Raw genomic sequence first — 24,097 nt, 5'->3', positions numbered from 1 at the left:
ATGGTCGTATTTTTGGTTGCACCGCCAGATCGTGTGCTTGTATTTAGTGTTGGATGCCCAGGTTTTGCGTCCGTACCAGGATCCGCAATCTGCGCATTTGAGTCGGCTGGCAAATAGGCCGATTTTGGAGCTGTTGGTTGCGTGGCGGGTGGCCAACTCGTATTGAACCTGATCCCAGACGGGCGCATCAATAATCGGCTCGTGGTTTCCGGTGACGTAGTATTGCGGGACTTCGCCCTCGTTTACTTCGATTCGTTTGGTTAGGAAGTCAGCGGTGAACGTTTTCTGGAGCAGGGCGTCGCCTTTATATTTCTCATTGGTCAAGATGGAGCGCACGGTTGAGGTGGACCAGTTGGTTTTACCTCGCGGAGTCAAAATACCGCGACGCTGTAGCTCGGCACGGATTTCGGTGATCGATGAGCCGTCTAGAAACAGCTGGTAGATCAAGCGCACGGTCGGGGCTTGAGTCTCATCAATAGCGAGGTTACCGTCAGCGCCTTTCTTATATCCCAGTAGCGAGGAGTAGGGCACCATGACTTTCCCATCAGCGAAGCGTCTGCGATGTCCCCAGGTGACGTTCTCAGATATGGAGCGAGATTCTTCCTGGGCAAGACTACTCATGATGGTGATGAGTAGTTCGCCTTTAGAATCAAGGGTCCAGATGCTTTCTTTCTCGAAATACACCTCCACACCGGCTTCTTTTAGCTGTCGGACGGTGGTCAGGGAGTCGACGGTGTTACGAGCAAACCGCGAGACACTCTTGGTGAGGATCAGATCAATTTTCCCGGCTAACGCGTCGGCGATCATGGCTTGGAAGCCCTCACGGTGTTTGGTAGAAGTACCGCTAATGCCTTCGTCGGCATACATGCCAGCAAACACCCAATCAGCACGCGATTGGATGTGGACGGTGTAGTAATCGATTTGGGCTTGATAGCTGGTGGCTTGTTCTTCCATATCGGTGGACACCCTTGCGTAGGCTGCCACCCGGCGTTTGGAGCTAAAACCTGAAAGCGCGCTGTCGTGGATGCGTGTCTTGGTTGCTGGTATCGCGGTAACCGTAGCCACTGTTATTCTCCTTCCAGCTGGGCCAGCGCAATGACTGTCTGGCGCTGATCGTCATGGGTGAAGATTAACTTGTCTTTCATGACCGTGAAGCGTCCTGGGTTTAGTTCCTACCTCAGCTAAGGAAGGATTGAACTATGCCTAGAAAGTATTCCGTCGAGTTCAAGGACAAGGCGGTCCATCAGATCATCGAAATGGTCCGCCTGGAATCTTGCTCACTCCAACGCGCCTACACGGAGGTCGGCGAGCTCCTTGGAGTATCTCACCACACGTTGCGGGCTTGGTACCGTGACAGCGCTTCAGTACGCGATAATTCTGACGCTTCAGGCGGCGAAACAATGGAAGAAGAGCTTGGGGCGTCTGCGCCGCGAAAACCGCGAACTGAAACGAGCAAACGGGATTCTTAAGACAGCTTCGGCTTTTTTCGCAGCGGAACTCGACCGACCCACGACCAAATGATCTCCTACATCGACACGTATAAAGATCAGTTTGGGGTCGAGGCCATCTGTCGAGTCCTTAAACAAGCAGATCGTGGATTCATTACTTCACGCGGCTACCGCAAAGCTACCACACGTGTTCCCAGCGCAAGAGCCTTAAGCGATAACCTGCTCATCCCAGAAATACAGCGTGTTCACGCGGAGAATTTCTCGGTCTACGGAATCCGCAAAATGTGGCACGCGATGAACCGTGAAGGCTTTCATATCGGCCGCGACAAGACTGCACGCCTGATGAAGCTAGCAGGTGTTTCCGGCCGCCGACGTGGGCGAACCCCGGTAACAACAATTAACCCGAAGACACCGGATCATCGCCCAGACCTTGTCCGCCGAAACTTCCGTGCGCAGGCACCAGGCAGGCTTTGGGTTGCCGACATTACCTACGTTCGCACCCTGTCAGCATTCGCCTACACCGCGTTTGTCGTGGATGTCTTCAGCCGAAAAATTGTTGGTGTTGCTACACGCTCGACAATGCGCACCGATGCGCTGCCCATGGAAGCTTTGGAGCATGCGTTAACGACTGCAGGACGAATCCATGGAAACCAACTAATTCACCACAGCGATCGGGGCAGCCAGTACGTGTCACTGAAGTATTCCACCGCGCTAGCTGAGTCAGGAATCCGCCCGAGTGTGGGAACAATCGGCGATTCTTATGACAATGCTCTAGCCGAAACAGTCAACGGTCTCTACAAGGCGGAACTGATTCATGCCCAGGGCCCGTGGACGTCGGTCGGAGAAGTCGAACTGGCCACCTTGCGGTGGGTGCATTGGTGGAACACTAAGCGACTTCACGAAGCATTGGACTACGCCACCCCACAGGAAGTAGAAACCGAGTACTATCTCACCCAGCCCATCAACACAGGGCCGTAAAAGAAGCGGAACTAAACCCAGGACGCTTCAGTCTGGCAACGCGTAGTCGCCTACAACCAGGCACACAACCCACAAGCAGTATCCGAAAAGCTCAACGGCCCCGCGGAAGCGGCAACTTCACACGAGGCCAACACCGATGACATGGCAGCTTTGCAAGGCATACCTCCCACCGATACCCCAACACTAACGGCATCGACGACACAATCAACAAACCACTGGGGCATCCCAGACCAACTCTGTGTGAACAAAGATGGCGTTGTACGCGTGTGCGGCTTCGGTCTCTACATCGGTCTGAGGTTTAAAAACCGCAGGCTCTACTCCACAGTCACAGCCGATAACGTTGCGGAGTTCTACACAGCCCATGACGGTGAATTCCTCTTCAGCGTGCCACTGCCGATCACGTTGAGTCACAGGCCGCCAGGTGGCCAGATCAACATCAACCTCGTTGAAGGAATGAAACATCGCCAACCACCCCGGATGAACCCGAAACTATCCAAACCCCGGCCCAAACGCAGGCAACAACCATAAACCGCTAGAAGTGTCCACAAACACCATGGATTCCGTGTCCAAGAAGACACCGGACTCCATGTCCAAAAACCCTATGGACATAACAGATTTATCGGAGAATGGTGGATTCATCACGATAAAATCAAACTTCTGAAGCTGCCCGTAGCCATCCTTGTACTGCGGGCTAGATAGAGTCGAATTAGTCTTAATGTCTCCAGTGTTTTGCTGGTGGAGAACTAAGTTCATCTTCGCTAGACCTGCCGTGGATTTATCTTTCTCCTGACCGAAGATAGTCACCACAGACTCGCCGTACTCGTTAACCGGAGCTTCGTCGGCAGCGCGGATTAACAGGGAACCACTGCCACACGCAGGATCGTACAGCGTCCAAGACCGCTTTGAGTTTCCGTCAATGCGGCTGATACCTAGCAGGCGGGCCATGGTGCGAGAAACCTCGGACGGGGTATAAAACTGGCCCTTACTCTTGCCGGATTCTTGGGCGAACTTCATCATGAAATACTCGTAGGCATCCCCGATGATGTCATCGCCGCTAGCGCGGTTCGATTTGAAATCGATGGCAGGGTTTTCGAAGATTCGGATCAGCCCGGAGACCTTGTCGATGAGTTCCTTGCCGCGCCCTAGCTCGTCCTCATTGTTGAACGACACCTCGGGTAGTGAGCCCTGAAGGCGGTTTTCTTCTAAGAACGAGGAGAGGATTTTATCGACGCGCTCACCAACGTCTTTCTTGCCTTTGGCTTTGGACAGGTCATCAAAAGACGCTCCCTCGCTGATGGTGAAGTCGCCGAAGCGTTGCCCCTTGTAGCGGTCGGATACGTACTTGAAAAACAGCAAGGTGAGCACATAGTCCTTGTAGCGTGCAGGCTCCACACCTCCACGAAGCTTATTAGCTGCTTCCCACAGCAACGAGTAAAGCTCTGTCTTTTTCACTGCCATCCAAAATCCCTCGTAGAAAACAATTTAGTAATCAGTGATGTCTATGCCGGCCTTCATCAACCGCTCATACCGGTCAATCGATATCAACACCGCCATGGGCCTGCCATTCTTCAACACGAAAGCCGCCTCATCTTCCTCGGACAGCTTCGTGATGATCTTCGATGACTGACCACGCAGAAAATCCGACATATTATAAAAATCCATCGTCGTCTTCTCAGGTTCCGCTTCCATTCACGCCTCCCTCACCTAACTGAGCAGGTAGTTAAGTTAGCGACCCTAAAAGTCATTACCATCTTCACTATTCTACGCTAACAAAGAGGACCGTGGAAAGAACAACGCCCCCCTTAGTCGATACCCGCTAACGGAAAACGCAAACCACACCCCCTGAACACCAGCACTCACCTTGAGTGCGGTTAGAGAACCACCTCACAACAGCAAGAAACCGCGCCCTGTAGCGAATGAAATTACTTCAGAATCACGAAACCCCTGCTCAACAAGAGTTCTTGCTCTCACGCCGCACTTATCAAATCCGACGTCTTAGTCTCCATTAAGCCCCAGCTAGAACAGTGTTTCAGCTGGGGTATTTTCCTATCATCACTGACTTCCGGATCGTCCGTGCTATTACCGAGCGTAGGCAGGGAACAGGCTGAGAACGCCGAAGAGATGACTCGGGGCAGAAGTTAGAATGGTTCCTGTGGATAAGGGACAGGAAGAGATTATTGAGCGGCTCCTAGAAAAGAGCAAGGAAGCTTTTGCTCTTGCAGTGGAGCTGTACAACAGGCCAACGTTGAAATACCACGTGGAGACCTGTTCAATTTTTCTCTGCAACGCATGGGAACTAATGCTCAAGGCGTACCTGATCCGAGAGCGGGGAATCGAGTCGATCTATTACTCGGACGAATCTGGAAAGACAATTGCTCTAGCAGACTGTCTCAAGAAGATTTTTACGAATGATAAAGATCCCCTGCGCATCAACATGGCGGAAATCATTCGCTTCCGCAATGTCAATACTCACTTCATCACTGATGAGTATGAGATTTTCATCGGACCGTTCCTGCAAAAGTCTGTCATGAATTATGCAGATAAGCTCCTCGATCTTCATGGTGAATCCGTTAGTGATTTAATACCGGAGAATCACTTGACGTTGGCCGTGCGCCGCGGTGCAATTGACCCTGACGTGATTCGGACGAAGTACGAGCCTCATGTCGCAGAGAAGCTTCTTAAGATGAGGCAGCTAGCCGCCGACGCGGCAGGAACCGGAGAAGGAGGTGCTGCTGCCGTCATCTACGAGACAAACCTGCGCATCGTCAAGAAGGCGAAGGATGCCGACCTTAACGTCTATGTCGACAAAGACGCGGAAGCCGGCGTCACCATCGTTAAAGACATCCGAGATGCTGCTTCCTATTACCCTTACACAGTTGGTAATGCAGTAAAAGAGGTGCGAAACCGGTTAAGGAAGTCGAAAACCACTATTTACTTCCGAGGCGAGGAAAAGTTATTCAACCGGTGGCACTTCAATCTCTTCAATAAGGTATTCCAATTTAGAGAGGATGCCAGGTACGCACACGATCGCAGCACCGCTGGAGAACCCAATTCATCCTGGACATACTCTCAGCGAGCAATCGAGTTTATCGTTGCACAACTCGAAAAAGAGCCAGGGACGTGTATTGATGCTTTGCAGGCCAAGGCGAAAGCAAAGTAAAAACGCCAACCCTCGGAGCAAAGGAATTCTCAGGCCGAAGCCCTACTCCCATTCGGGAACCCAGCTTTATCCTTCTTGGGTTGGCGCTGTACCCGCAAGAATAGTTGGGCGTGAGGCTTTCTACAACACAATTTTTCCCGGTGTGCTCAAAATGGCCTCAAAGCACTAGATAAACACAGCACAAGAATTTCGGGAAGCACCCTCAGTAGTCCAAGCGTCACTAGCCAGCGTCTGTGGCCAAGTGCAGCTTGTTTCTGCTTGCGCCGGTAATAGACTTGGCGGCGCACATGAGCGACGACATCGCCTTCCTCATCGATGATGTCCACGTCGAACCAATGCAAATACTTCTCACCGTTGGCCGTCTTTTCTTCGATGAGCGCGTAAGTCTCCTCGGGGATACGCATATCGGCGGTGACCGTGCCGCGGCCGGGTTTCAGGTACTTAATCTCACCAGCGGCATCCCAGATGCGGTACTCCTTGCCCAGTCGATGCATGGACGCAAGCATGAAGAACGGGTCCGTCATGGCGGAGAGCGTGCCACCGAAGGCAACACCCATGGCGTTCTTGGTCAGCATGTTTGGCCTGTGGCTGACAACGACGCGAGTGCCGTCATCAGCAAATTCTTGGATCTTGATGCCAGCGCCCAAGAAGGGCGGCCAGAATCCCATGAAGCGCTTGAGCTGGCGTGCAGAAAAGCGGGCCATGAGGAAAGCTCCGTATGAGTTGTGGGGGACAGGTGGGCTAAATGGCGCCAACTCTACCGTTACGGGATAGGGGATAGTTTCGGTCCGTAGCGTGCCGTTTGCCATGGTGACATTTGGCTATATCTCCAGATAACTGGCGAAGTAGATGTCGATTTGGGGTAGTTGGTACCGCGAGTCCGCGCAGTTGGTACCGGTGTTCCGTGTATCCGGTACTACAAGGGGTTTTCTTTCATAGTTGATGTTGGCGACACCACAATCCGCTGGTGTTGCGTCAACTTCTACTTGGAAGGAGCTGGTCCTTGTGGTCAACTTCAAGCAGATCATTGCGATGTGCCTTGATGGTGCTAGCTAGGCGCAGATCACACACGCATTGGGGTGTTCACGACGGGAAGTATCCCGTGCAAAGAAAGTCATCTCTGATGAGGGTTTGACTTCAGAGATTTTCCGTCAGCTCCCGCCGGGGTGGTTTGATGATCGATTCAGTGATGGCCGGAGTAAGAGGTCTTTGTCCTATGACCTGCTGTATCTCGGCGGGGCATGTCGGCGTCAACGTCTAGGGGTATTGAGCAGAGTGATATTTAGCCCGCTGCGTTCGGCTTGGTCGATGTGGATTTGGTCAGGAAACCAGGATGAGGCCGCCGATCCAGCTAAGGAAACGGACGGGGCCTATCGGTGCCAAATGGTGCCAAATGGTGTCAAATGGTGCTAAATGGTGCCAAATGGTGCTACCCTAGTGTTATTGCCACCTGTTACGACAGGATCGGAAGAAGACCCTGGGATCCCAGCCGGACGACTGGACTCAGGGTCTTCGCCTGCCTCTAGAGGGAATCCGGGGTGGGACGGTTGAGGACCACTTTCTCGTGCAGCTTCTCCCAGTACTGCTCTTCCCCTAGATGGACGGAGTTCAGTGCTCCCAGAACGGCATCTGGAATCCAGAGCAGGGGATCATCGCCACCGCGTACGTGTCGCAGTCGGATACCAGCACTTTGTCCTTGGCCCTGCAGGGCAACTATATGGGCGACGTCTCGCCTGTTTTGTGCTTCTTGCCGGCTTTCCAAAGTGACGTTGTGGACGTGCATCTCGGAGAGCTCGAAGTACATCTGCTCCAAGCATTTCCTGCGGTGCCTCTCCGTCTTCTTGCTCACTTCACTCTGGTGGGTGATGATCGCTTGCATGGAGTCGATCTCAGAAAGGGTGTCCACGATTTTTCGGCGTCGGCTATTACGTTCGTCGGTCCAGTGAAGTTTGACCTGGCCAGGAAGTCGTAGTGGACGCAGCTCCTCGCGTATTTTTTCCAAGTCTTGAGTGTCGATGATGGCTGCACACACCATGTACTCCTGCCGGTCTGGGGGTCTAAGGGCGGAGGACTCATCGATGTAGGCGACTAGCTGTGATTCCACCCTGAAATTGTAGCCCGTCCGGGCCGACGCACCCCTCGGCCCGGTACCAACTACCCGGAACACGGCAGTACCGAGTCCCCAGAACACCGGTACCAAAAACTCGCATCTGACAGTAGATTTACTACAGAATTGAATGCTATTTGTTGTCGTAGTCTTGGTCACCGGAGGCACCGTACATGGTGGTCTTCAGAATTGGCCCCAGAGTGAGGATAGAGGTGCCAAACCCTGATACGACAAGGGCCGCAGCTGGGCCGATGGCACTTACAACAGGTGCCCCGATGATGTATCCAATAAGCATTGCGGAGCTGTTAATTGAACCCATCGTAGAAAGGGCTTTGGGTTTCACTTCATCAGGTACGGATCCGACAACGATTATGCGTAGTGCGGCCACCTGAGCAGCATTGCAGACTCCGCCCAGGAGGAAACATGGGATGCAGAGCCACAATGAGGGAAATAGTCCAGGTAAAGCTATGAAACACCCCATAGCGAATCCTGCCCCGGCCAGGACTTTCCCAGCGTTCTGTGAGTGAAGGCGAGCTGAAAGCCGTGCGCCAAAGATGCGGCCCACGATAAATGCTTGGGCAATGATGGCATATAACGTACCGCTGACGTGGAGGGTCTGTGTCGCATAGAAGACAAGCGAAACGTTGAAAACCGAGGTGCAGATAATTGCTCCCCAAATGCTGGTTAACGCGGACCGAGCGCTTCTATTCTTCAGCAAAAGGGAAGGTGCTTCGAGGACCTTCTGGAGAAAACTCGGTGAAGAATCTTTGGTTTCTGAATGAAGCAGTGTTTTCGGGGGCGAGGATTTATAAAGGAAATAAAAAGCAAGTAGCGAGACTCCAACGGCGCAAGCTTCAACGAAGAGCGCTGTCTGCAGGTTTCTTTGGTCCAGTAGTAATCCACCTAGAGGTGGTCCAAGGAATCCACTGCCCAGTCGGGCTGTGTCCAAGAGGGAGAAGGCTTTCGCCTGCTGTCCTTCGCCGACCTGAGAGTCAGCGATGGTGAAAATGGATGGAATTGACAGTCCGCTTAAGCATGCGGTGACGAGATTTCCGACAATGAGGATCAATGGCTCTGGATAGGCTGCCATTGATAACAGGCCCAGAAGATCTAAGAAGAGTGCAGCAAGCGCAATGTGATAGCTGTTGAATTTGTTGAAGAGTGGGGCCAGAAAGGGGACTGCAAAAACTTGAGCGCAAGTACCCGAGATGAAGATGCTTGCCACCAACAGTTCGCCTTTGTTGAGTTCGGCGAAGTGGAGTGAAATCGAGAGGCTGGTCATTGACCCGCACACTGACAATAAAAAATATGTGGCGGTCAAGGTGTAGATAGATGAAAGTCCTTCGTCACCACTGTTTCTAGGGGGATGCATTTAGGCTGCAACTGTTTCGTTGCCCTGGCCGCTGAACGGACCTGAACCTCCTACTGTGACTACTTCGGAAAGCGTTTCGGAGGTAAGCATTATTTCTCCCATATGTGATGACGATTACATACAACAAGGTAATGATGTGAGTCTCTCATTTCAAGGGCGTAGCGGAGGCAGCTCTTGCACTGTGTACAGGAAAAAGTAGTGCTAGCGCTAGTGACCTTCGCTCTCGTGCGAAACACAATACAGAGCATGAAAAAGCTTGTGGTTGGCATGATTGCCGTGGTGGCCGTGATTGTGGTGGCGTTTGTAGGGTTTGTGGGATTCATGCAGTGGGTGGACGCAGACAGCGTGACCGGTGATGACGGCGTGGCTGCCGGATATAGCGCTGAGACAGGTGGCCCGCTGGAAGCGTCGTTTGCGGGCGAGGGCCGCACGAGGTCGACGTGCGGCGTGATGGCGACGTGACCATCGCGGCACCGACAGGCGCGGGACCGTTTCCGGCGGCGGTCATGGCTAATGGCACGAACACGCCGCTGAGCAGCTACCTGCCCGTGGCGGAGCACCTGGCTAGTTGGGGCTTCGTGGTTGTCGGCGATGAGACTCCCCACACAGGTACAGGAGAGAATGTCGTGCACTTGATTGAGCGCTTGCCGGAACTGGATTCTCGTGCGGACCGATCACGAGTCGGTATTTTTGGCCACTCACAGGGTGGTGCGGGTGCCATCAACGCTGCGGCCCACACGGAGGTAGCAGCTGTGTATGCGGCGAGCCCGGCCTCCCACAAAGTGGCACAGTCCAATGACTGGGACTACAACACGGCTGACGTAGAGGAACCGCTATTCCTGATGACGAGCGATGGCCGTTCGGACCGCTGGCTTGTTAGTCCGTGGTCAGACTTGCAGGAGAACTTTGAATCAGCTGGTGGTCCGGCAATCATTGCCCGCCGCCTGGGCGCGGACCACAAGGACGTTCTAGAGTTCGGGGACAGTTACGCCACCGCGTGGTTCCGCTACATTCTTGCTGATGATCCTGATGCGAGAGATGTGTTCGTTGGCACCTCACCAGCGGGCGCCGGTGAGCTAGCGAGCAACGCGCTTTGGGACCGAGTGGTCACCCGCGGCTGGTAGCTCGCCGGGCCTTTCGACATTCCGCGCGGTGCACCTAACGCGCTAAAAGCCATCTGCGCTCACACACCCCCTTCGGAGGAAGTGTGGTTCACAAAAATTGGTAGCCCTGATAAATCTCAAGTGAATTGTCAACCGGGCTGCGCCACGTCAGCCCGTACAAGCGGGACCGAATGAACCATGCAGACAAAGGAGAAAGGCCACGTCGAGGGCCTCTATATTGATGAAAACTTCGAGCTGCGCGCTGGGGCCGTCACGTTCGGGGAGAGTATTGAGGGCATAGTGCTTGGCGACGTCCCCCAAGCCGAGGCTGCCTGGCGCGCCGGGGACTCGGATGCGTTGCTGTGGGTGCCCGGCTTCGTGGACCTACACAACCACGGCGGCAACGGCGGGGGATTCCCCAACGGCGACTACGAGCAGTGCCTAGCCGCCGCCCGCTTCCACCGCGCGCACGGCACAACGACACTGCTGGCCAGCTTGGTCTCCGGCACGCAAGAAGAACTCTGCGCCCGGGCGGAGCTTTTAGCCCAGCTGGCTGAAGAAGGCGAGATCGCCGGAATCCACATGGAGGGCCCCTTCATCGCTGCGGCCAAATGCGGCGCACAGGACCCATCGCGCATCGTGCCCGGTGACCCGGACTTCTTCCGCGCGGTCATCGCCGCGGCCCGCGGCCACCTGCGTTCGATTACCTTCGCGCCGGAAACGGAGAACGTCGACAAGCTGCTCGACGTCTGCGCGGAGCATGGCATCATCGCCAGCCTGGGCCACACCGAGGCCGATTATGACACCACGCTGAGCGTTATCGCCAAGGCTAAGGAGCTCGGCCTGACCGTGACTGGAACGCACCTCTTTAATGGCATGCCTTCTATTCACCACCGCGCGCCGGGCCCGGTAGCGGCTTTGCTCACCGCAGCGAAGGCGGGGGATGTGTCCGTCGAGCTCATCGCAGATGGTGTGCATCTTGTTGACGGCGCCGTGGACATGGCTCACAGTCACCGCGCCTTCGCCATCACTGATGCCATGGCGGCGGCCGGCATGGCCGACGGTGACTATGAGCTGGGTTCGCTGCCTGTCACCGTGAGCGGGGGAGTCGCGCGCGTGCCCAGCGGTGCTATCGCGGGCGGCACCTCTACATTGTCCCAGCAATTCGCCAGCTTCGCCGAGCGCCATGGTCTGGGCGAGGCGGTGCGTTTTACCTCCACCACGGCAGCCGACGTGTTGGGGGAGACGAATCTAGGCCGCATCGCGGTTGGCGCGCGCGCCAACCTGGTTGGCCTTAACTCTCACTACCAACCGGTGCGCGTCATCGTCGACGGCGCGGACATCCCACTCTCTTAAACACACAGGAAGGCATCTCATGGAAATCCTCATCCGCTCCACGCCGGCCGAAGTGGCCGTGGAGGCCGCTGACATCTTCGCGCACTACGCCAACGCCGGCGCCACCTTGGGCCTGGCCACAGGATCGACCCCGGTAGCGATGTACAAGGAGCTCATTACGCGCCATGAGCGCGGCGAGGTGAGCTTTGCCCGCAGCCGCGCATTCCTGCTTGATGAATACATCGGGCTGGAGCGTACCCACGAGCAGTCCTACTATTCCACCATCCGCCGCGAATTCACCAGCCACGTGGATTTCGATGATGACCTGGTAAAAAGCCCCGCTGGTGACTCCGATGACCCCGCCACCGCCGCGGCCACCTATGACAAGGCCATCCGTGATGCCGGCGGCGTGGACATCCAGCTGCTGGGCATCGGGGCCAACGGGCACGTCGGCTTCAACGAGCCGTCGAGCTCCCTGCAATCACGCACCCGCATCAAGACGCTGCACCCGCAAACCGTGCAGGACAATGCCCGCTTCTTTGACAACGAAGACGAGGTCCCGCGCCACGTGCTGACCCAAGGATTGGGCACCATCAGTGAGGCCCGCCACCTGCTCTTGTTGGCCACTGGCAGCAACAAGGCCAGCGCGGTCCACGCCATGGTGGAAGGCCCGCTCTCCGCGCACTGCCCCGCGTCGATCCTGCAGTGGCACCAGCGCGCCACGGTGATCCTCGATGAAGCCGCCGCCTCCCAGCTGGAGGACCGCGAGTACTACGTTTTCGCGGACAAGCACCGTCCGCACCGCCCACTCTTTTCCTAAAAACTCCATCTAATTCCTTACTAGTGTGAAAGGACTCCTCGCATGAAAATCGATGTCATGGGGCCGCTGCAGCGGCTCGGAAAAGCCCTCATGGGCGCTGTGGCGGTGCTGCCCGTCGCGGCGATCCTCAGTGGCGTTGGATACTGGATTTCCAGCGCGGCTGGCCCGGATAACCTCGCCGCCCAGCTGCTGATCAGCTCCGGCGATGCGGTCCTGGCCAACCTGGGCTGGATCTTCGCCATCGCCATTGCCTTCGGCCTGGCCAAGGATTCCAACGGTGCCGCGGCACTCTCTGGCTTCCTGGCCTTCGCCACGTTTATGAAACTGCTCGGCCCCGAGGCCGTGGCCGGCTACCGCGGCATCGAAGACCCCACCGCGCTGACCGGCGATGAGGCTCTGGAATGGGCCTCGGAAGGCTGGAACGCCGTGGGCGGTGGTAACGTCCTCTTCGGCATCCTCGCCGGCGTCATGGCGGCCTGGGTATATAACCGCTTCCACGGCACCAAGCTGCCGGACTTCCTGGCCTTCTTCTCAGGTCGGCGCCTCGTGCCGATTCTTACCGCCGTCATCGCCATAGTGATTTCCGGCATCCTCTACTTCGTGTGGCCGTTCATCTACAACGCGCTCTTTAACTTCGGTACCTCCATCCAGGGCCTGGGCGCGGCGGGCGCCGGCATCTACGGTGTGGCCAACCGTCTGCTCATCCCGACCGGCCTGCACCACGCGCTGAACTCCGTCTTCTGGTTCGATGTCATCGGCATCAATGACATCGGCAACTTCCAGGCCGGCCAGAAGACCATCGAGGCAGCCGCGGCCGCCACCTCCGCCGCCGATTGCCCGGGCATCTGGGCCAACGGCCAGTGCACGGTCGAGGGCGTCGTCGGCCGCTACCAGGCGGGCTTCTTCCCGGTCATGATGTTCGGCCTGCCGGGCGCGGCACTTGCCATGTACCTGCGAGCGGATAAGAGCAAGCGCAAGGTCGTTGGTTCCCTGATGGCCGCAGGTGCTTTGGCCTCCTTCTTCACCGGCGTGACCGAGCCGCTAGAGTTCTCCTTCATGTTCGTCGCCCCGCTGCTCTACGTGGTGCACGCGTTGCTTATGGGCCTGTCCGTCTTCATCGCTTCCACTATGGAGTGGACCGCCGGCTTCGGTTTCTCGGCCGGTTTCGTGGACATGTTGCTCTCCTCGCAGAACCCGCTGGCCAACAAGTGGTACATGCTGCTGGTCATGGGTGTGGGCTTCTTCGCCCTGTACTTCGTCATCTTCTACTTCCTTATCGGCTGGCTCAACCTCAAGACCCCGGGCCGCGGTGAGGACGATGCGGTAGCAGACCCCATGGAGGATTCCGCTACCGGCGATGACAAGACTGCTCGTGATGCCGCGCGCATCATCGAGGGCCTCGGCGGCAAGGACAACATTGACTCACTGGACTACTGCACCACGCGCCTGCGCGTGGGCGTGAAGGAGCGCGGGCTTGTCGACGACTCCGTGATCAAACGCGCCGCCGTCTCCGGCGTCATCCACCCCTCGGAGAAGAGCGTCCAGGTCATCGTAGGCCCGGCCGTGCAATTCATGTATGACGAGGTCAGCCACCAGCTGCGCCACGGTTCTCCGGTCCTCGCCACGGCGGGTGCTGCGAGCGCCGCAGGCGCTGGAGCCAGCGCCGCTTCCGCTCAGAGCACCAGCGGTGATGCCGTTGACGTGGACGTGCGTGCCCCGTTCGCCGGTGACGTCGTCGCGCTCTCCCAGGTCCCGGATGCGTCCTTTGCACAGGGCATGGTGGGCGAAGGCTTCGCTGTGATGCCCGATGCCGTCGATGCCTTCGACGTCTGCGCCCCGGTCGACGGCACCATCACCATGGTCTTCAAGACGCGCCACGCCTTCGGCATGAAGACCGCGGATGGGCTGGACCTGCTCATTCACATCGGCATCGACACGGTGGAGCTCAAGGGCGAAGGTTTCACGGCCCTGGCCAAGAAGGGCGATACAGTCACCGCCGGCACACCGATCATCGCGGTGGAGGCGCAGAAGCTGCGCGAGCGCGGCGTCAACCTCATCACCCCGGTGGTGTGCCCGACGGCCAAGCAGGTCGCCGGAGTCGACATCGCTCGCGAGGGCCATGCCCTGCCAGGCGAAGTCGCAGCAACCGTCAAGCGCAGCAGCTAGCCGGCTGGATTAAATCCCAGACACAAAAACTGCCCGAGTTGCCAAAAACAACGTTGTTCCCTGCGGTTAGGAGCGAAGGTTTTGGCAACTCGGGCAGTTTTGGCTCGGAGGGTTCTACGTCTTGAGAGGAATAGGCGTGGGTTAGTCGGTGCCGTGCAGCAGGCGCGGCACCACCTTGCCCGTGGCATTGCGCGGGAGTTTGTCCAGGAAGTGGACATCGCGCGGCACGGAGTGGTCCGCCAGGTTCTCGCGGACCCAGGCACGGATGGCGTCGGCAGTCACGGCGTTGCCTAGGGCGTCCCGCGTGGTCACCGCCCACACGGCGATGCGCTGGAAGGTGGTTTCATCCTCCACGCCACCGGCATGCACCTCCGCGATGCCCGGCATGGCCTCGAGCACCTCCGTCACCGACTGCGGGTGCACGTTCTCGCCGCCGACGATGATCATGTCATCGGCGCGGCCCACCACATGCAGGTAGCCCTCGGGGTCGATATAGCCCAAGTCCCCGATGGAAATGAGGCCATCGACCTTGTGGAGTGGGATCTTCGGATTGGTATAGCCAATGAGCGCGGTGGAATTGGTCAGGTAGATCTCGCCGACCTCGCCGCGCGGAACCTCATTGCCCTCCTCATCGAGGATGCGCAGCTTAGTGCCGGAGGCAATCTTGCCGCCGATGGTCGGGTCTTTAGCCACCTCTTCCATGCTGGCCGTCGACGCCAGCGCCAGCTCCGTGGAGCCATAGACGTTGCAGAGAATCGGGCCGAAGCGCTCGTGGGTTTCCTTCACGATCTCCGGGGTCAGCGCATGCCCGGCGGAGGCAATGAACTTCAGCGAAGAGGTGTCATACGCCGAATCCGGGTCAACCTCAACCATCTGGCGGAAGAAGACGGGGGAGGAAAGCAGACCATCGAGCTGGTAGCGCTGGATGTCATCGAGCGCGGCCGCCGGGTCGAAGACGCGACGGGTCACGATGGTATTGCGCAGTCCCAGCGCGATATTGAGGCAGGCCCAGCCCCACGTGTGGAAGATGGATGCGGTCATCTGCACCTTCTGGTTGGCACGCCAGGGGATGTTTTCCACGATGGATGCCAGCACGACCGGCAGCGTCGGCTCCGGGCGCATGATGCCCTTGGGGATGCCGGTGGTGCCAGAAGACATCAGCACGATGTGCCCGTGCTTCGGATACTTTGGCAAGCGGATGTCGCGCACTGCTTCGGCGTGCTTGACGATGCCGTCTAGCGTCGGCAGCCCGAAATGTTCCGCGCCCGAGTCGTGCCCGATAATAACGGCGATCCTCTCGTGATAGGCGGGATCGAGGCGGTCGATGAATTCGTCGTCGATGACGAGCACGTTGATGTTGTTTTCCTCGATGCAGCCTGCGAGCTGCTCTGGGGAAGAACCGACGTTGAGCAGGAAGATATGCGCGCCCGCGTATCCCTTGGCACCTAATGGGGTGATGATGCCGCGGCCGTTGCGGGCCATCACGCCGAGGCGGATTTCTGGCAGATCGAGGCTGCGTAGGTGCTTGGCCAGGGTCTGTGCGTTGTCGCGCAGTTGGCGGTAGGTAAGGGTGCCGTCGTCGTCGATTAGCGCGAGGCGCTCTGGGCAGGTGATATAGCCCTGCTCGAGCTCGCGGGCAGTGGTAAAGCGGTAGCGGCTTAAGATGGGGCCGGCCTTGAGTAGCGGGGTAATGCCATCACGGTGGGTGATGATGCCGGACTTAAAAAGCTGCGGGATAAAGCGGCTCAGGGCAGCGGTGTGGAAGGTTAAATCAGAGAAATTAAAAGGCATGTTGAGTAAAAGTCCTACGTCAATAAGAGAAAGCTAGCGCGACAGTTAGGCTACCGGCTTGTTAATCGTGTGGGCTGCACAGGCTGTTGCACGGCTCGGAAGATTGTTACTAATGTTACAGAAGTTGCCCCTGTGGACTATAGTATATTTTTGTCATAGAACATATATTGATTCTGAACGGACCGTCCAGGTTGGGCTAAAATGATGGGCAGCAAAATTTGAGAGGAAATCCATGAACCTGAAAAAGAAGGTAATGGCAGCTTTTGCTGCGACCTGCATCGCGGTAGGCCTGGGCACGGCACCTCAAGCGGTGGCAGCCGATGTAAATCTGGTGGCTTTTGGTGATTCCGTGTTGGCCGACCCAGACGCGGGTGCTTATCTCACCGCGCGCCTGAGCTCCCAGAGTGCTGGCGGCGTGAATTGTCCGCAGTCTAATAACTATGCCCGCCGCACTGGCGCGAAGCTGGGCCTGCCGGTCGCGGACTTTTCTTGCTCCGGCGCTGTTTCCTTCTCGCGCGGCCCGCAGATGTTCGCCCAGGTTGATCGCGCGATCCAGACCGGCGCGTTGAGCCCAAATACCCGCCGCGTTCTCTACACCACGGGCTTTAATGACACGTATAACAACCCAGGCATGAGCGAGGGCGAGCTGCGCCGCCGCTTCGTGGATGCGAACGCTCCGCTCATCGGCCGCATCCGTGCTGCGGCGCCAAATGCACGCATTCAGATCGTCGGGTATCCCACTATCGGCTCTGCTGGTAGCTACTGCCTGCTGCACGTGGGTCCAGCACCGCTCGATCACACCTTCTTGCCGAATGTGCAGGCTTGGGAGAATGCTTCCCAATGGATGCAGGTGGACTTGGCCGCTCGTACCGGGACCGAGTTCCTCGATTTGAAGCCGAGCACCCGCGATAAAGGCATGTGTGCCACCGCAGATCGCCGCATGTGGGCTGGCCTGGTTGACTTCACTGCTGGCGACGGCAACCTGCCGCTTCACGTAAATGCGCGCGGCCACGAGCATGCGGCAAACGTTATTGCTGGCTCTTAATTTCTAATTTTCGGCGTGCGCTGGGGTAACCCGCGCACGCTTTCGCATATCTGCTGAAATGGATTTTCATTAGTTCGGCCTTGCTGGAAATTTGTGTACGCTGGGGCCGCATGAGCAACAACACTGTTAAAGCCGTAATTGCCCGCTCCAAGGGAGCACCGGTCGAGACCGTCAACATCGTGATCCCTGAGCCAGGCGCAAACGACGTCATCGTCAAGGTGCAGGCCTGCGGAGTCTGCCACACGGACCTGGCTTATCGCGACGGCGATATCGAGGACGCCTTCCCATTTCTGCTTGGCCATGAGGCCGCGGGCGTCGTCGAGCGCGTAGGCTCCGCCGTTACCCACGTTGCCGAGGGCGACTTCGTCATTCTTAACTGGCGCGCAGTCTGTGGCGAGTGCCGCGCCTGCAAGAAGGGCGAGCCAAAGTACTGCTTTAATACCCACAACGCCTCCGCCAAGATGTACCTGGCCGAAGATGATAAGGACGCAGGCGCCGAGCTGACCCCGGCCCTGGGCATCGGCTCCTTCGCGGAGAAGACCCTCGTTCACGAAGGTCAGTGCACCAAGGTGGATCCGGAGGAGGATCCGGCGGCGGCGGGACTTTTGGGCTGTGGCATCATGGCTGGCTTGGGTGCGGCCGTCAACACCGCGGAAATCCAGCTCGGCGAGTCCGTGTCCGTCTTTGGTTGCGGCGGCGTCGGCACCGCAGCCATCGCCGGCGCGAAGCTGGCGGGCGCGGCCAAGATCATCGCCGTCGACATCGACGAGGCAAAGCTCGAGACCGCGCGTGAATTCGGCGCCACCGATGTCGTCAACTCCAAGGACATGAGTGAGGATGAGGTCATCGAGGCCGTACGCCAGCTAACCGGCGGCTTCGGCACCGACGTTTCCATCGACGCCGTGGGCATCCAGCCGACTTGGCGCCAGGCCTTCTACTCCCGCGACCATGCCGGCCGCATGGTGATGGTGGGCGTGCCTAACCTCACCGACCACGTCGATATCCCAGCCATCGACCTCTACGGCCGCGGCGGTTCCATCAAGCCGGCGTGGTACGGCGACTGTTTGCCAGAGCGCGACTTCCCTGCATATGTGGCATTGCACCGCAACGGCCAGTTCCCGCTGGATAAGTTCGTATCCGAGCGCATCTCCTTGGACGAGGTCGAAGATTCCTTCGCCACCATGAAGTCCGGCAAGGTGCTGCGCTCCGTCGTTGAATTCGCATAGATTAGGAGAACTAAAGCTAATGCAGATCGACAAGGCCGTAACCAAAGGCAAGTTCCGCCTAGACGGCGGAGAGTGGGACGTGGACAATAACGTCTACGTCGTAGGCGATGCTTCGGGTGTGTACGTCGTGGACCCTTCCCACGACTTGGATGCGGTGGCCGAGCTCGTGGGCGATCGCCCGGTCAAGGGCATCCTGCTCACCCACGCGCACAACGATCACTGCGACTTGGCGCCGGCGGCCGCCGAGCGCTTTGGCGCCGAGGTCTACCTCCACCCAGATGACCAGATGCTGTGGGAAGAATCCAACGGCGGCGCCGCGTTCCACCCGCTGGAGGATAACCAGCAGTTCCAGGTCAGCGGCGAAGACATCACCGTCTTTCATACGCCGGGCCACTCGCCGGGCTGCGTGGTGCTTCACCTGCCGAGCGAGGGCGTGCTGCTTTCCGGCGATACGCTCTTCAACGGCGGCCCTGGTGCCACCGGCCGCAAGTACTCCGACTTTGACGTCATCATCGAATCCCTGCGCAATGTGGTCTTCAACCTGCCCGCCGAGACCCGCGTGCTGCCGGGCCACGGCGATGAGACCACCGTGGGCGCAGAGGCCGCGCGCATCGACGAATACGTCGCCCGCGGCTACTAAACCCGGCTGACTATTAAAACCGCCTGATTAATCCTCGCGCGCCGAGGCCAGCAGGTAGGAGCCGTAGCCGGACTTCATGAGCGGCTCTGCCAGCGCGGCCAAGGCCGGACGGGAGATGAAACCTTCCCGGTAGGCCGCCACCTCCGGCGAGCCGATGACGGTGCCGGTGCGCTTTTGCATCACCTCGACGTAGGCGGAGGCCTCGCTCATCGAGTCCACCGTTCCGGTATCGAGCCACACGTCGCCGCGCTGCATGCGCTGCACCCGTAGCTTGCCGCGGCGCAGGTACTCCTCGTTGACGGCGGTGATTTCCAGCTCGCCGCGGGCGCTCGGGCGGATGCCCTTGGCAATGTCGATTACTGAGTTATCGTAGAAATACAAACCAACCACGGCATGATTGGACTTGGGTTGGGCTGGTTTTTCTTCGATGGACAGCGCGTTGCCTGCCGCGTCGAATTCCACCACGCCATAGCGCTGCGGATCGGAGACCTCGTAGGCGAAGATGATTCCGCCTTCTGGGTCGCGGCACTGGCCCAAGGCGGTGGCAAAGCCGTGGCCTTCGAAGATGTTATCGCCCAACACCAAGGCTACGGAGTCATCGCCGATGAAATCCTCCGCAATGAGGAAGGCCTGCGCCAGGCCCTCTGGACGTGGCTGCACCGCGTAGGAAAGCATGAGGCCTAGTTGGGAGCCGTCGCCAAGCAGGCGCTCAAAAGACGCCGAATCCTCGGGGGTAGTGATGATGAGGATCTCCCGAATGCCCGCCTGAATCAGGGTGCTGAGCGGGTAATAGACCATGGGTTTGTCATAGATCGGCATGAGCTGCTTCGAGATGCCCTTGGTGATGGGGTAGAGGCGTGAGCCTGAACCGCCCGCGAGGATGATGCCTTTCATGCTTGAAAGCCTAATCCAAAGGATAAAGCGCAAGGTAGAGCGCTAGCGCGGCGCGCCAATTCATCGGGCTAAAGCCGGTGGCTTCAATCTTGGAAAGATCCAGCGTAGATTCGCTGGGCCGGCGGGCAGGCTCGACGCCGTACTCCGCGGTGCTGACCGAGTGGACCTCGGCGGGGTCGTGCCCCATGCCGATGAACGTGGCCATGGCGAGTTCATCGCGGCCCACGGTATCGCCCCCGGAGGAGAGGTTGTAGATGCCATAAGGCGCCTGGGTTTCCAGCAGGTGCGCGATGCCCTTGGCCAGGTCCTCTGCAAAGGTAGGCCGGCCGCGCTGGTCATTGATGACCTTCGGCTCGATGCCCTTATTTGCCAGCTGAGCCATGGTTTTGATGAAGTTGTTGCCCTCGCCAAAGACCCACGAGGTGCGCACCACATAGTGCTTAGGTGCCACGCTTGCCGACGCCTCACCCGCCGCCTTCGACGCCCCATACAGGCTCAGCGGGCTAGGGCTTTCTTCCTCGGTGTGTAATTCGGTTTCGCCGTCGAAGATGTAGTCGCTGGAGACGTGCACAAGCGTCAAGTTGTTATCGGCGGCGATGCGCGCCAGCTTGGCAGGTGCCAGCGCGTTGACTTCCCAGGCGCGGGCGCGGTCGCTTTCTGCGCCGTTGACGTCGTTGTAGGCGGCGCAGTTGATGATGGAGCTGTAGCGGCGCCAAGGACGCTGCGGCGGATTGGTGATGTCGAATTCCTCGCGCGTGCAGAACTCCGCGTTCGGTAGCACCTTGCGCAGCGCGCGGCCCAGCTGGCCGTTGGTGCCGGTGACCAGCACCTTGCGCGGCGCCATGGGCGTGACGTCCGCTAGCTGCGGGTGCGCGCGGTCTTTGTCGGAGATTTCGGTGGGATCGAGCGGCCAGTCCACCATGTCGAGGTTGACGAAGGTGTACTCCGCGTCAGGTGACCAATGATCGTTGACCAAGTAGGAATACGCGGTTTCCTCAAGTGCCTGGAAGCCGTTGGCCACGCCCCACGGGACGAAGACGGCGGTATCGGGGCTTACTTCATGGGTGACCAGCTCACCGTAGGTTTCGGAGCCTTCGCGCAGATCGCACCACGCACCGAAGACCTTGCCGTGGGCCACGCTTACCAGTTTGTCCCAGGGCTCGGCATGCAGACCGCGGGTCACGCCCGCCGCGGCGTTGAAAGAGACGTTGTTTTGCACCGGCTGGAAATCGGGCAGCCCGGCCTCAACCATCTTTGCGCGCTGCCAGTTCTCCTTGAACCAGCCGCGATTGTCTCCGTGGACGTCAAGCTCGATGAACAGTAGGCCCTCGATGGCCGTCTTGGTTACCTGCACGTGTGCTCGTTTCTTCCTGTCTAGGTTTCGTTTAATGGGGTTGCGCTGCCGGTTTAGTGGCCGTGTTGGGCGTAATGCTTCTCGACGTCGCCTTTATCCGGGCGCCACCACTTCTCATTGTCGCGGTACCACTGGATGGTCTGTGCCAGCCCTTCGCGGAAGTCAGTGTAGTGCGGCTGCCAGCCCAGCTCGCGGCGCAGCTTGGAAGCGTCCATGGCGTAGCGCTGATCGTGGCCGGGGCGGTCAGCTACGTGCTCGTAGAGCGCGCCGCCTGCAGCATTGGTCGCGCCCATGATCTCGCAGATGAGCTCGATGACCTCTTTGTTGTTGATGTCTTTCTGGTCAGCGCCGATGTTGTAGGTCTCGCCGATTTCGCCGCGATCGAGGATGGCGAGGACCGCGCTGTTGTGATCGTCGACGTGAATCCAGTCACGGACCTGCTCACCCGTTCCGTATAGCTTGGCCGGCTGGCCGTCTAACAGGTTGGTGATTTGGCGCGGGATGAACTTTTCTACGTGCTGGAAAGGGCCGTAGTTGTTGGAGCAATTCGAGATGGTTGCCCGCAACCCAAAGCTGCGCGCCCAGGCGCGGACCAGGTGATCGGAGCTGGCTTTCGACGCGGAGTACGGCGAGGAAGGCACATAAGGGGTGGTTTCGGTGAACTTGGTAGCGGCACCGATTTCGAGGTCACCGAAGACCTCGTCGGTAGAGACGTGGTGGAAACGCACATCGTGCTTGCGGCAGGCTTCCAATAAGGTGAAAGTACCTACGACGTTGGTCTGGATGAACGGGGAGGGATCCTGCAGCGAATTATCGTTGTGGGACTCTGCTGCGAAGTGCACCACGATGTCGCTTTGCACCACCAGCTCATCCACCAGCGCGGCATCGGCGATATCGCCGACAACCAAGCGGCACTCTACGCCCTCGAGGTTCGCCCGGTTACCCGCGTAGGTGAGTTTGTCCAGCACCGTGATGGAGACTTCTGGGCGCGTGGCAGCGACCAAGCGGACGAAGTTGGCGCCGATGAATCCGGCGCCGCCAGTAACTAGCATTCTGCGCATGGATAACAATTTTAGGCTACCTTCCTTCGCTATTTTCACCTCGCGATAAAACGCAAGCGCAATCCGCCCGCAGGGCACAAGTATCCTGCGATTAGGCGCTGAGTTTGTGGGCCGGGGCTTTATGTGCAGTTGGGCTGTCGTTGAAATGGATCCTTTCCGACCCCGCCGGACGATAACCAACTCTTCGAGTTATTGGGTCTCGCTCTGCATGCCCCATGTTGCGGAAACCGTCACGTCGGTCATTGTTATCCGCATGATGTCTTCTGCAGAGGAGCGTCAAGTTCTTGAGATCCGTTGCTCCACCTGCTGCCCACGCATGGAGGTGGTGGACATCGCATTCGACCCAAGGGCGGTCACAGCCGGGATGGGTGCATACCAACTCCGAGGCCGCCAAGGCTATCTTTTGATAAAGGCTTGCGCTGCGCTTGCAGCGGCCCAATTCCAGCGGGAATTTCTTATCATCAACCACACAGATGAAATCGTGTGATGCCGCTCCAATACGTAGCAGGTCCAGCGGGGAGAGCTCCACGCCAGTGTTGGTGGCGAACCGGGTGGAAGAATCCATCTCTTCCAACTCGTTCAGCGTGGTGGTGATAAGCAAGGAACCCACACCACCAGTGCCGTGCTGATGTGATTCGAGATAGCTGTGGACGATGGCAGAAAGCTGGTCTGCCATTCTTTGGGAGTATGTGCGGGAATCTTCCTCTGCCGGAAGATTTGGCCCTCCCTGATGGCGAGCTGGGGCAAATGCGGCTTTTAGCATTGCTGCCGTGGCGGCATCGACGTATCCACTGATGAAGACGCCACCATCAGCATCTGGCTGGGAGATGCGCAAGCGACGCTTTTTAATAACTGCGTCTGCATCGGAGACTGATTTGTTTGCTGCACGAATGGCCTCGCGCAGCCAGGCTCGGAGCGCAGTATGTGACATCTCCCGAGACTTCTCCAAAGCGCGCTGGCTAAGCTCTTGCCGGCCAGGGAGCGCGCCCTCCGTGAGGTGCTCAAGTTCCTGTTCGATGAGTGCGATAGTGCGCGCGTGTGCGGCTTCTTCTTCAAGCATTTGCCGGCGGCGCTTTTCTGCGGCTTCCCGCTCCCGACGGGCGCGTTCCGGGGTGGCGTCCTCACGCTTTTGTTCTACCGTTTCGCTATCACTGCCCGTCGCGCTTGTATGGGCAGAAGCTGGCGCATCTGCGGCCGCTTCCTCTGAAAGCGGGGCAAAGAGCGATTGCCCGGTCTTTATGCGCGCCTGTGCCTCCGGATAGGTCAGGCCCAAACGTGCGGTGAGATAATCTTCCGGCTTGCTGGAGCCGACTGTACGGCCAGCGTCATCTCGGGCAGCAAGGAAGGCAAAGGCGGCATCGATGGTGGTCTTCTTTCCCATTGCATTCTCGAGGTGCTCGAAAGCAGGGTGCAGACGGCCGAAGTATAGGTCCGCGGGTTCTTTCATAAGCTCCCGCAGGTCTGTTAGCGATGTGGCAATTTCGTTGACTGTGGAAATAATCGCTTCGTGTTTGTCTTGCATGGCACCCCATCCCCCTCGGTGTTTCGATTACATGTTCTATTTTATCCACATACAACGACCTGTCAAGGGTAAATT

At 58.1% G+C, this 24,097-nt stretch carries 20 protein-coding genes and 2 pseudogenes; 10 read left to right on the top strand and 12 right to left on the bottom strand.

What is annotated here, in order from left to right; genetic code table 11:
- Positions 1-6 precede the first annotated feature (6 nt).
- A pseudogene (locus I6I72_RS05725) lies at positions 7-1,065 on the bottom strand (recombinase family protein); the annotation flags it as partial.
- 134 nt (positions 1,066-1,199) lie between these two features.
- Between I6I72_RS05725 and I6I72_RS05720 the strand changes: the two are divergent.
- Positions 1,200-2,426 (top strand): annotated as a pseudogene (locus I6I72_RS05720) (IS3 family transposase).
- Positions 2,427-2,630: 204 nt separating this feature from the next.
- Here the strand turns inward: I6I72_RS05720 and I6I72_RS05715 are convergent.
- Genes I6I72_RS05715 through I6I72_RS05705 form a run of 3 tightly spaced genes read right to left on the bottom strand, consistent with a single transcriptional unit; the run spans position 2,631 to position 4,115 of the window.
- Positions 2,631-2,888 carry a hypothetical protein gene (locus I6I72_RS05715; protein ID WP_049146078.1) on the bottom strand — a complete coding sequence of 86 codons (258 nt, stop codon included), beginning with the start codon at positions 2,886-2,888 and terminating at the stop codon, positions 2,631-2,633.
- Between the two features lie 27 nt (positions 2,889-2,915).
- Positions 2,916-3,884, bottom strand: coding sequence for a type I restriction-modification system subunit M (locus I6I72_RS05710; RefSeq protein ID WP_049146080.1), 969 nt, complete (start codon positions 3,882-3,884; stop codon positions 2,916-2,918).
- 24 nt (positions 3,885-3,908) lie between these two features.
- Positions 3,909-4,115, bottom strand: a complete 207-nt coding sequence (locus I6I72_RS05705; RefSeq protein WP_049146082.1) for a type II toxin-antitoxin system Phd/YefM family antitoxin — start codon at positions 4,113-4,115, stop codon at positions 3,909-3,911.
- A 454-nt stretch (positions 4,116-4,569) separates the two neighbouring features.
- Here I6I72_RS05705 and I6I72_RS05700 point away from each other — a divergent pair, with 454 nt between their 5' ends.
- Complete coding sequence (locus I6I72_RS05700; RefSeq protein ID WP_070433096.1) at positions 4,570-5,586, top strand: DUF3644 domain-containing protein; 1,017 nt, start codon at positions 4,570-4,572, stop codon at positions 5,584-5,586.
- A gap of 146 nt (positions 5,587-5,732) precedes the next feature.
- Here I6I72_RS05700 and I6I72_RS05695 read toward each other — a convergent pair whose 3' ends face one another.
- From I6I72_RS05695 to I6I72_RS05685, 3 genes are all read right to left on the bottom strand, one after another.
- Complete coding sequence (locus I6I72_RS05695; RefSeq protein ID WP_236592678.1) at positions 5,733-6,290, bottom strand: DUF4442 domain-containing protein; 558 nt, start codon at positions 6,288-6,290, stop codon at positions 5,733-5,735.
- Between the two features lie 818 nt (positions 6,291-7,108).
- Positions 7,109-7,690 carry a hypothetical protein gene (locus I6I72_RS05690; RefSeq protein ID WP_080986250.1) on the bottom strand — a complete coding sequence of 194 codons (582 nt, stop codon included), beginning with the start codon at positions 7,688-7,690 and terminating at the stop codon, positions 7,109-7,111.
- A gap of 136 nt (positions 7,691-7,826) precedes the next feature.
- Complete coding sequence (locus tag I6I72_RS05685; protein WP_236592677.1) at positions 7,827-8,975, bottom strand: MFS transporter; 1,149 nt, start codon at positions 8,973-8,975, stop codon at positions 7,827-7,829.
- A 336-nt stretch (positions 8,976-9,311) separates the two neighbouring features.
- On the opposite strand from I6I72_RS05685, the gene I6I72_RS13670 reads away from it, so the two are divergent.
- The 5 genes from I6I72_RS13670 to nagE all read left to right on the top strand — a co-directional run bounded on the left by I6I72_RS13670 (position 9,312) and on the right by nagE (position 14,489).
- Positions 9,312-9,527, top strand: a complete 216-nt coding sequence (locus I6I72_RS13670; RefSeq protein WP_235590986.1) for a hypothetical protein — start codon at positions 9,312-9,314, stop codon at positions 9,525-9,527.
- On the top strand, positions 9,506-10,189 hold the full coding sequence (locus I6I72_RS05680; protein ID WP_235590987.1) for an alpha/beta hydrolase family protein: 684 nt from the start codon (positions 9,506-9,508) through the stop codon (positions 10,187-10,189). The genes I6I72_RS13670 and I6I72_RS05680 overlap by 22 nt, the downstream gene beginning before the upstream one ends.
- 177 nt (positions 10,190-10,366) lie before the next feature.
- On the top strand, positions 10,367-11,524 hold the full coding sequence (locus tag I6I72_RS05675) for an N-acetylglucosamine-6-phosphate deacetylase (protein WP_049146086.1): 1,158 nt from the start codon (positions 10,367-10,369) through the stop codon (positions 11,522-11,524).
- A gap of 19 nt (positions 11,525-11,543) precedes the next feature.
- The gene (gene nagB / locus I6I72_RS05670) at positions 11,544-12,323 is read left to right on the top strand and encodes a glucosamine-6-phosphate deaminase (protein WP_046647861.1); all 780 of its coding nucleotides are present in this window, start codon (positions 11,544-11,546) and stop codon (positions 12,321-12,323) included.
- Between the two features lie 42 nt (positions 12,324-12,365).
- Positions 12,366-14,489 (top strand): N-acetylglucosamine-specific PTS transporter subunit IIBC, encoded by a 2,124-nt coding sequence (gene nagE / locus I6I72_RS05665; protein ID WP_049146090.1) that lies wholly within the window; start codon positions 12,366-12,368, stop codon positions 14,487-14,489.
- A 141-nt stretch (positions 14,490-14,630) separates the two neighbouring features.
- Here the strand turns inward: nagE and I6I72_RS05660 are convergent, their stop codons facing one another.
- Complete coding sequence (locus I6I72_RS05660) at positions 14,631-16,280, bottom strand: AMP-binding protein (protein WP_049146091.1); 1,650 nt, start codon at positions 16,278-16,280, stop codon at positions 14,631-14,633.
- A 232-nt stretch (positions 16,281-16,512) separates the two neighbouring features.
- On the opposite strand from I6I72_RS05660, the gene I6I72_RS05655 reads away from it, so the two are divergent.
- The 3 genes from I6I72_RS05655 (at position 16,513) to I6I72_RS05645 (ending at position 19,191) form a co-directional block, all read left to right on the top strand.
- Entirely contained in the window at positions 16,513-17,325 is an 813-nt protein-coding gene (locus I6I72_RS05655) for a GDSL-type esterase/lipase family protein (protein ID WP_049146092.1), read from the top strand.
- A gap of 110 nt (positions 17,326-17,435) precedes the next feature.
- A complete protein-coding gene (locus tag I6I72_RS05650) occupies positions 17,436-18,551 on the top strand; it encodes an S-(hydroxymethyl)mycothiol dehydrogenase (protein ID WP_049146094.1) in 1,116 nt (371 codons plus the stop codon).
- 19 nt (positions 18,552-18,570) lie between these two features.
- Complete coding sequence (locus I6I72_RS05645) at positions 18,571-19,191, top strand: MBL fold metallo-hydrolase (protein WP_049146096.1); 621 nt, start codon at positions 18,571-18,573, stop codon at positions 19,189-19,191.
- Positions 19,192-19,218: 27 nt separating this feature from the next.
- Here I6I72_RS05645 and rfbA read toward each other — a convergent pair whose 3' ends face one another.
- The 4 genes from rfbA to I6I72_RS05625 all read right to left on the bottom strand — a co-directional run bounded on the left by rfbA (position 19,219) and on the right by I6I72_RS05625 (position 24,022).
- Positions 19,219-20,085 (bottom strand): glucose-1-phosphate thymidylyltransferase RfbA, encoded by an 867-nt coding sequence (rfbA, locus tag I6I72_RS05640; RefSeq protein ID WP_049146097.1) that lies wholly within the window; start codon positions 20,083-20,085, stop codon positions 19,219-19,221.
- Between the two features lie 10 nt (positions 20,086-20,095).
- Complete coding sequence (gene rfbD, locus I6I72_RS05635; protein ID WP_049146098.1) at positions 20,096-21,439, bottom strand: dTDP-4-dehydrorhamnose reductase; 1,344 nt, start codon at positions 21,437-21,439, stop codon at positions 20,096-20,098.
- 53 nt (positions 21,440-21,492) lie between these two features.
- Positions 21,493-22,491 (bottom strand): dTDP-glucose 4,6-dehydratase, encoded by a 999-nt coding sequence (rfbB, locus tag I6I72_RS05630; RefSeq protein ID WP_193391045.1) that lies wholly within the window; start codon positions 22,489-22,491, stop codon positions 21,493-21,495.
- 100 nt (positions 22,492-22,591) lie between these two features.
- The gene (locus I6I72_RS05625; RefSeq protein WP_049146100.1) at positions 22,592-24,022 is read right to left on the bottom strand and encodes an HNH endonuclease signature motif containing protein; all 1,431 of its coding nucleotides are present in this window, start codon (positions 24,020-24,022) and stop codon (positions 22,592-22,594) included.
- Between the last annotated feature and the right edge of the window lie 75 nt (positions 24,023-24,097).

The organism is Corynebacterium striatum (genome assembly GCF_016728105.1).
Classification (GTDB): domain Bacteria; phylum Actinomycetota; class Actinomycetes; order Mycobacteriales; family Mycobacteriaceae; genus Corynebacterium; species Corynebacterium striatum.
The sequence above is the reverse complement of the archived record's forward strand: the minus strand, read 5'-3'. Positions and strand labels throughout refer to the sequence as shown.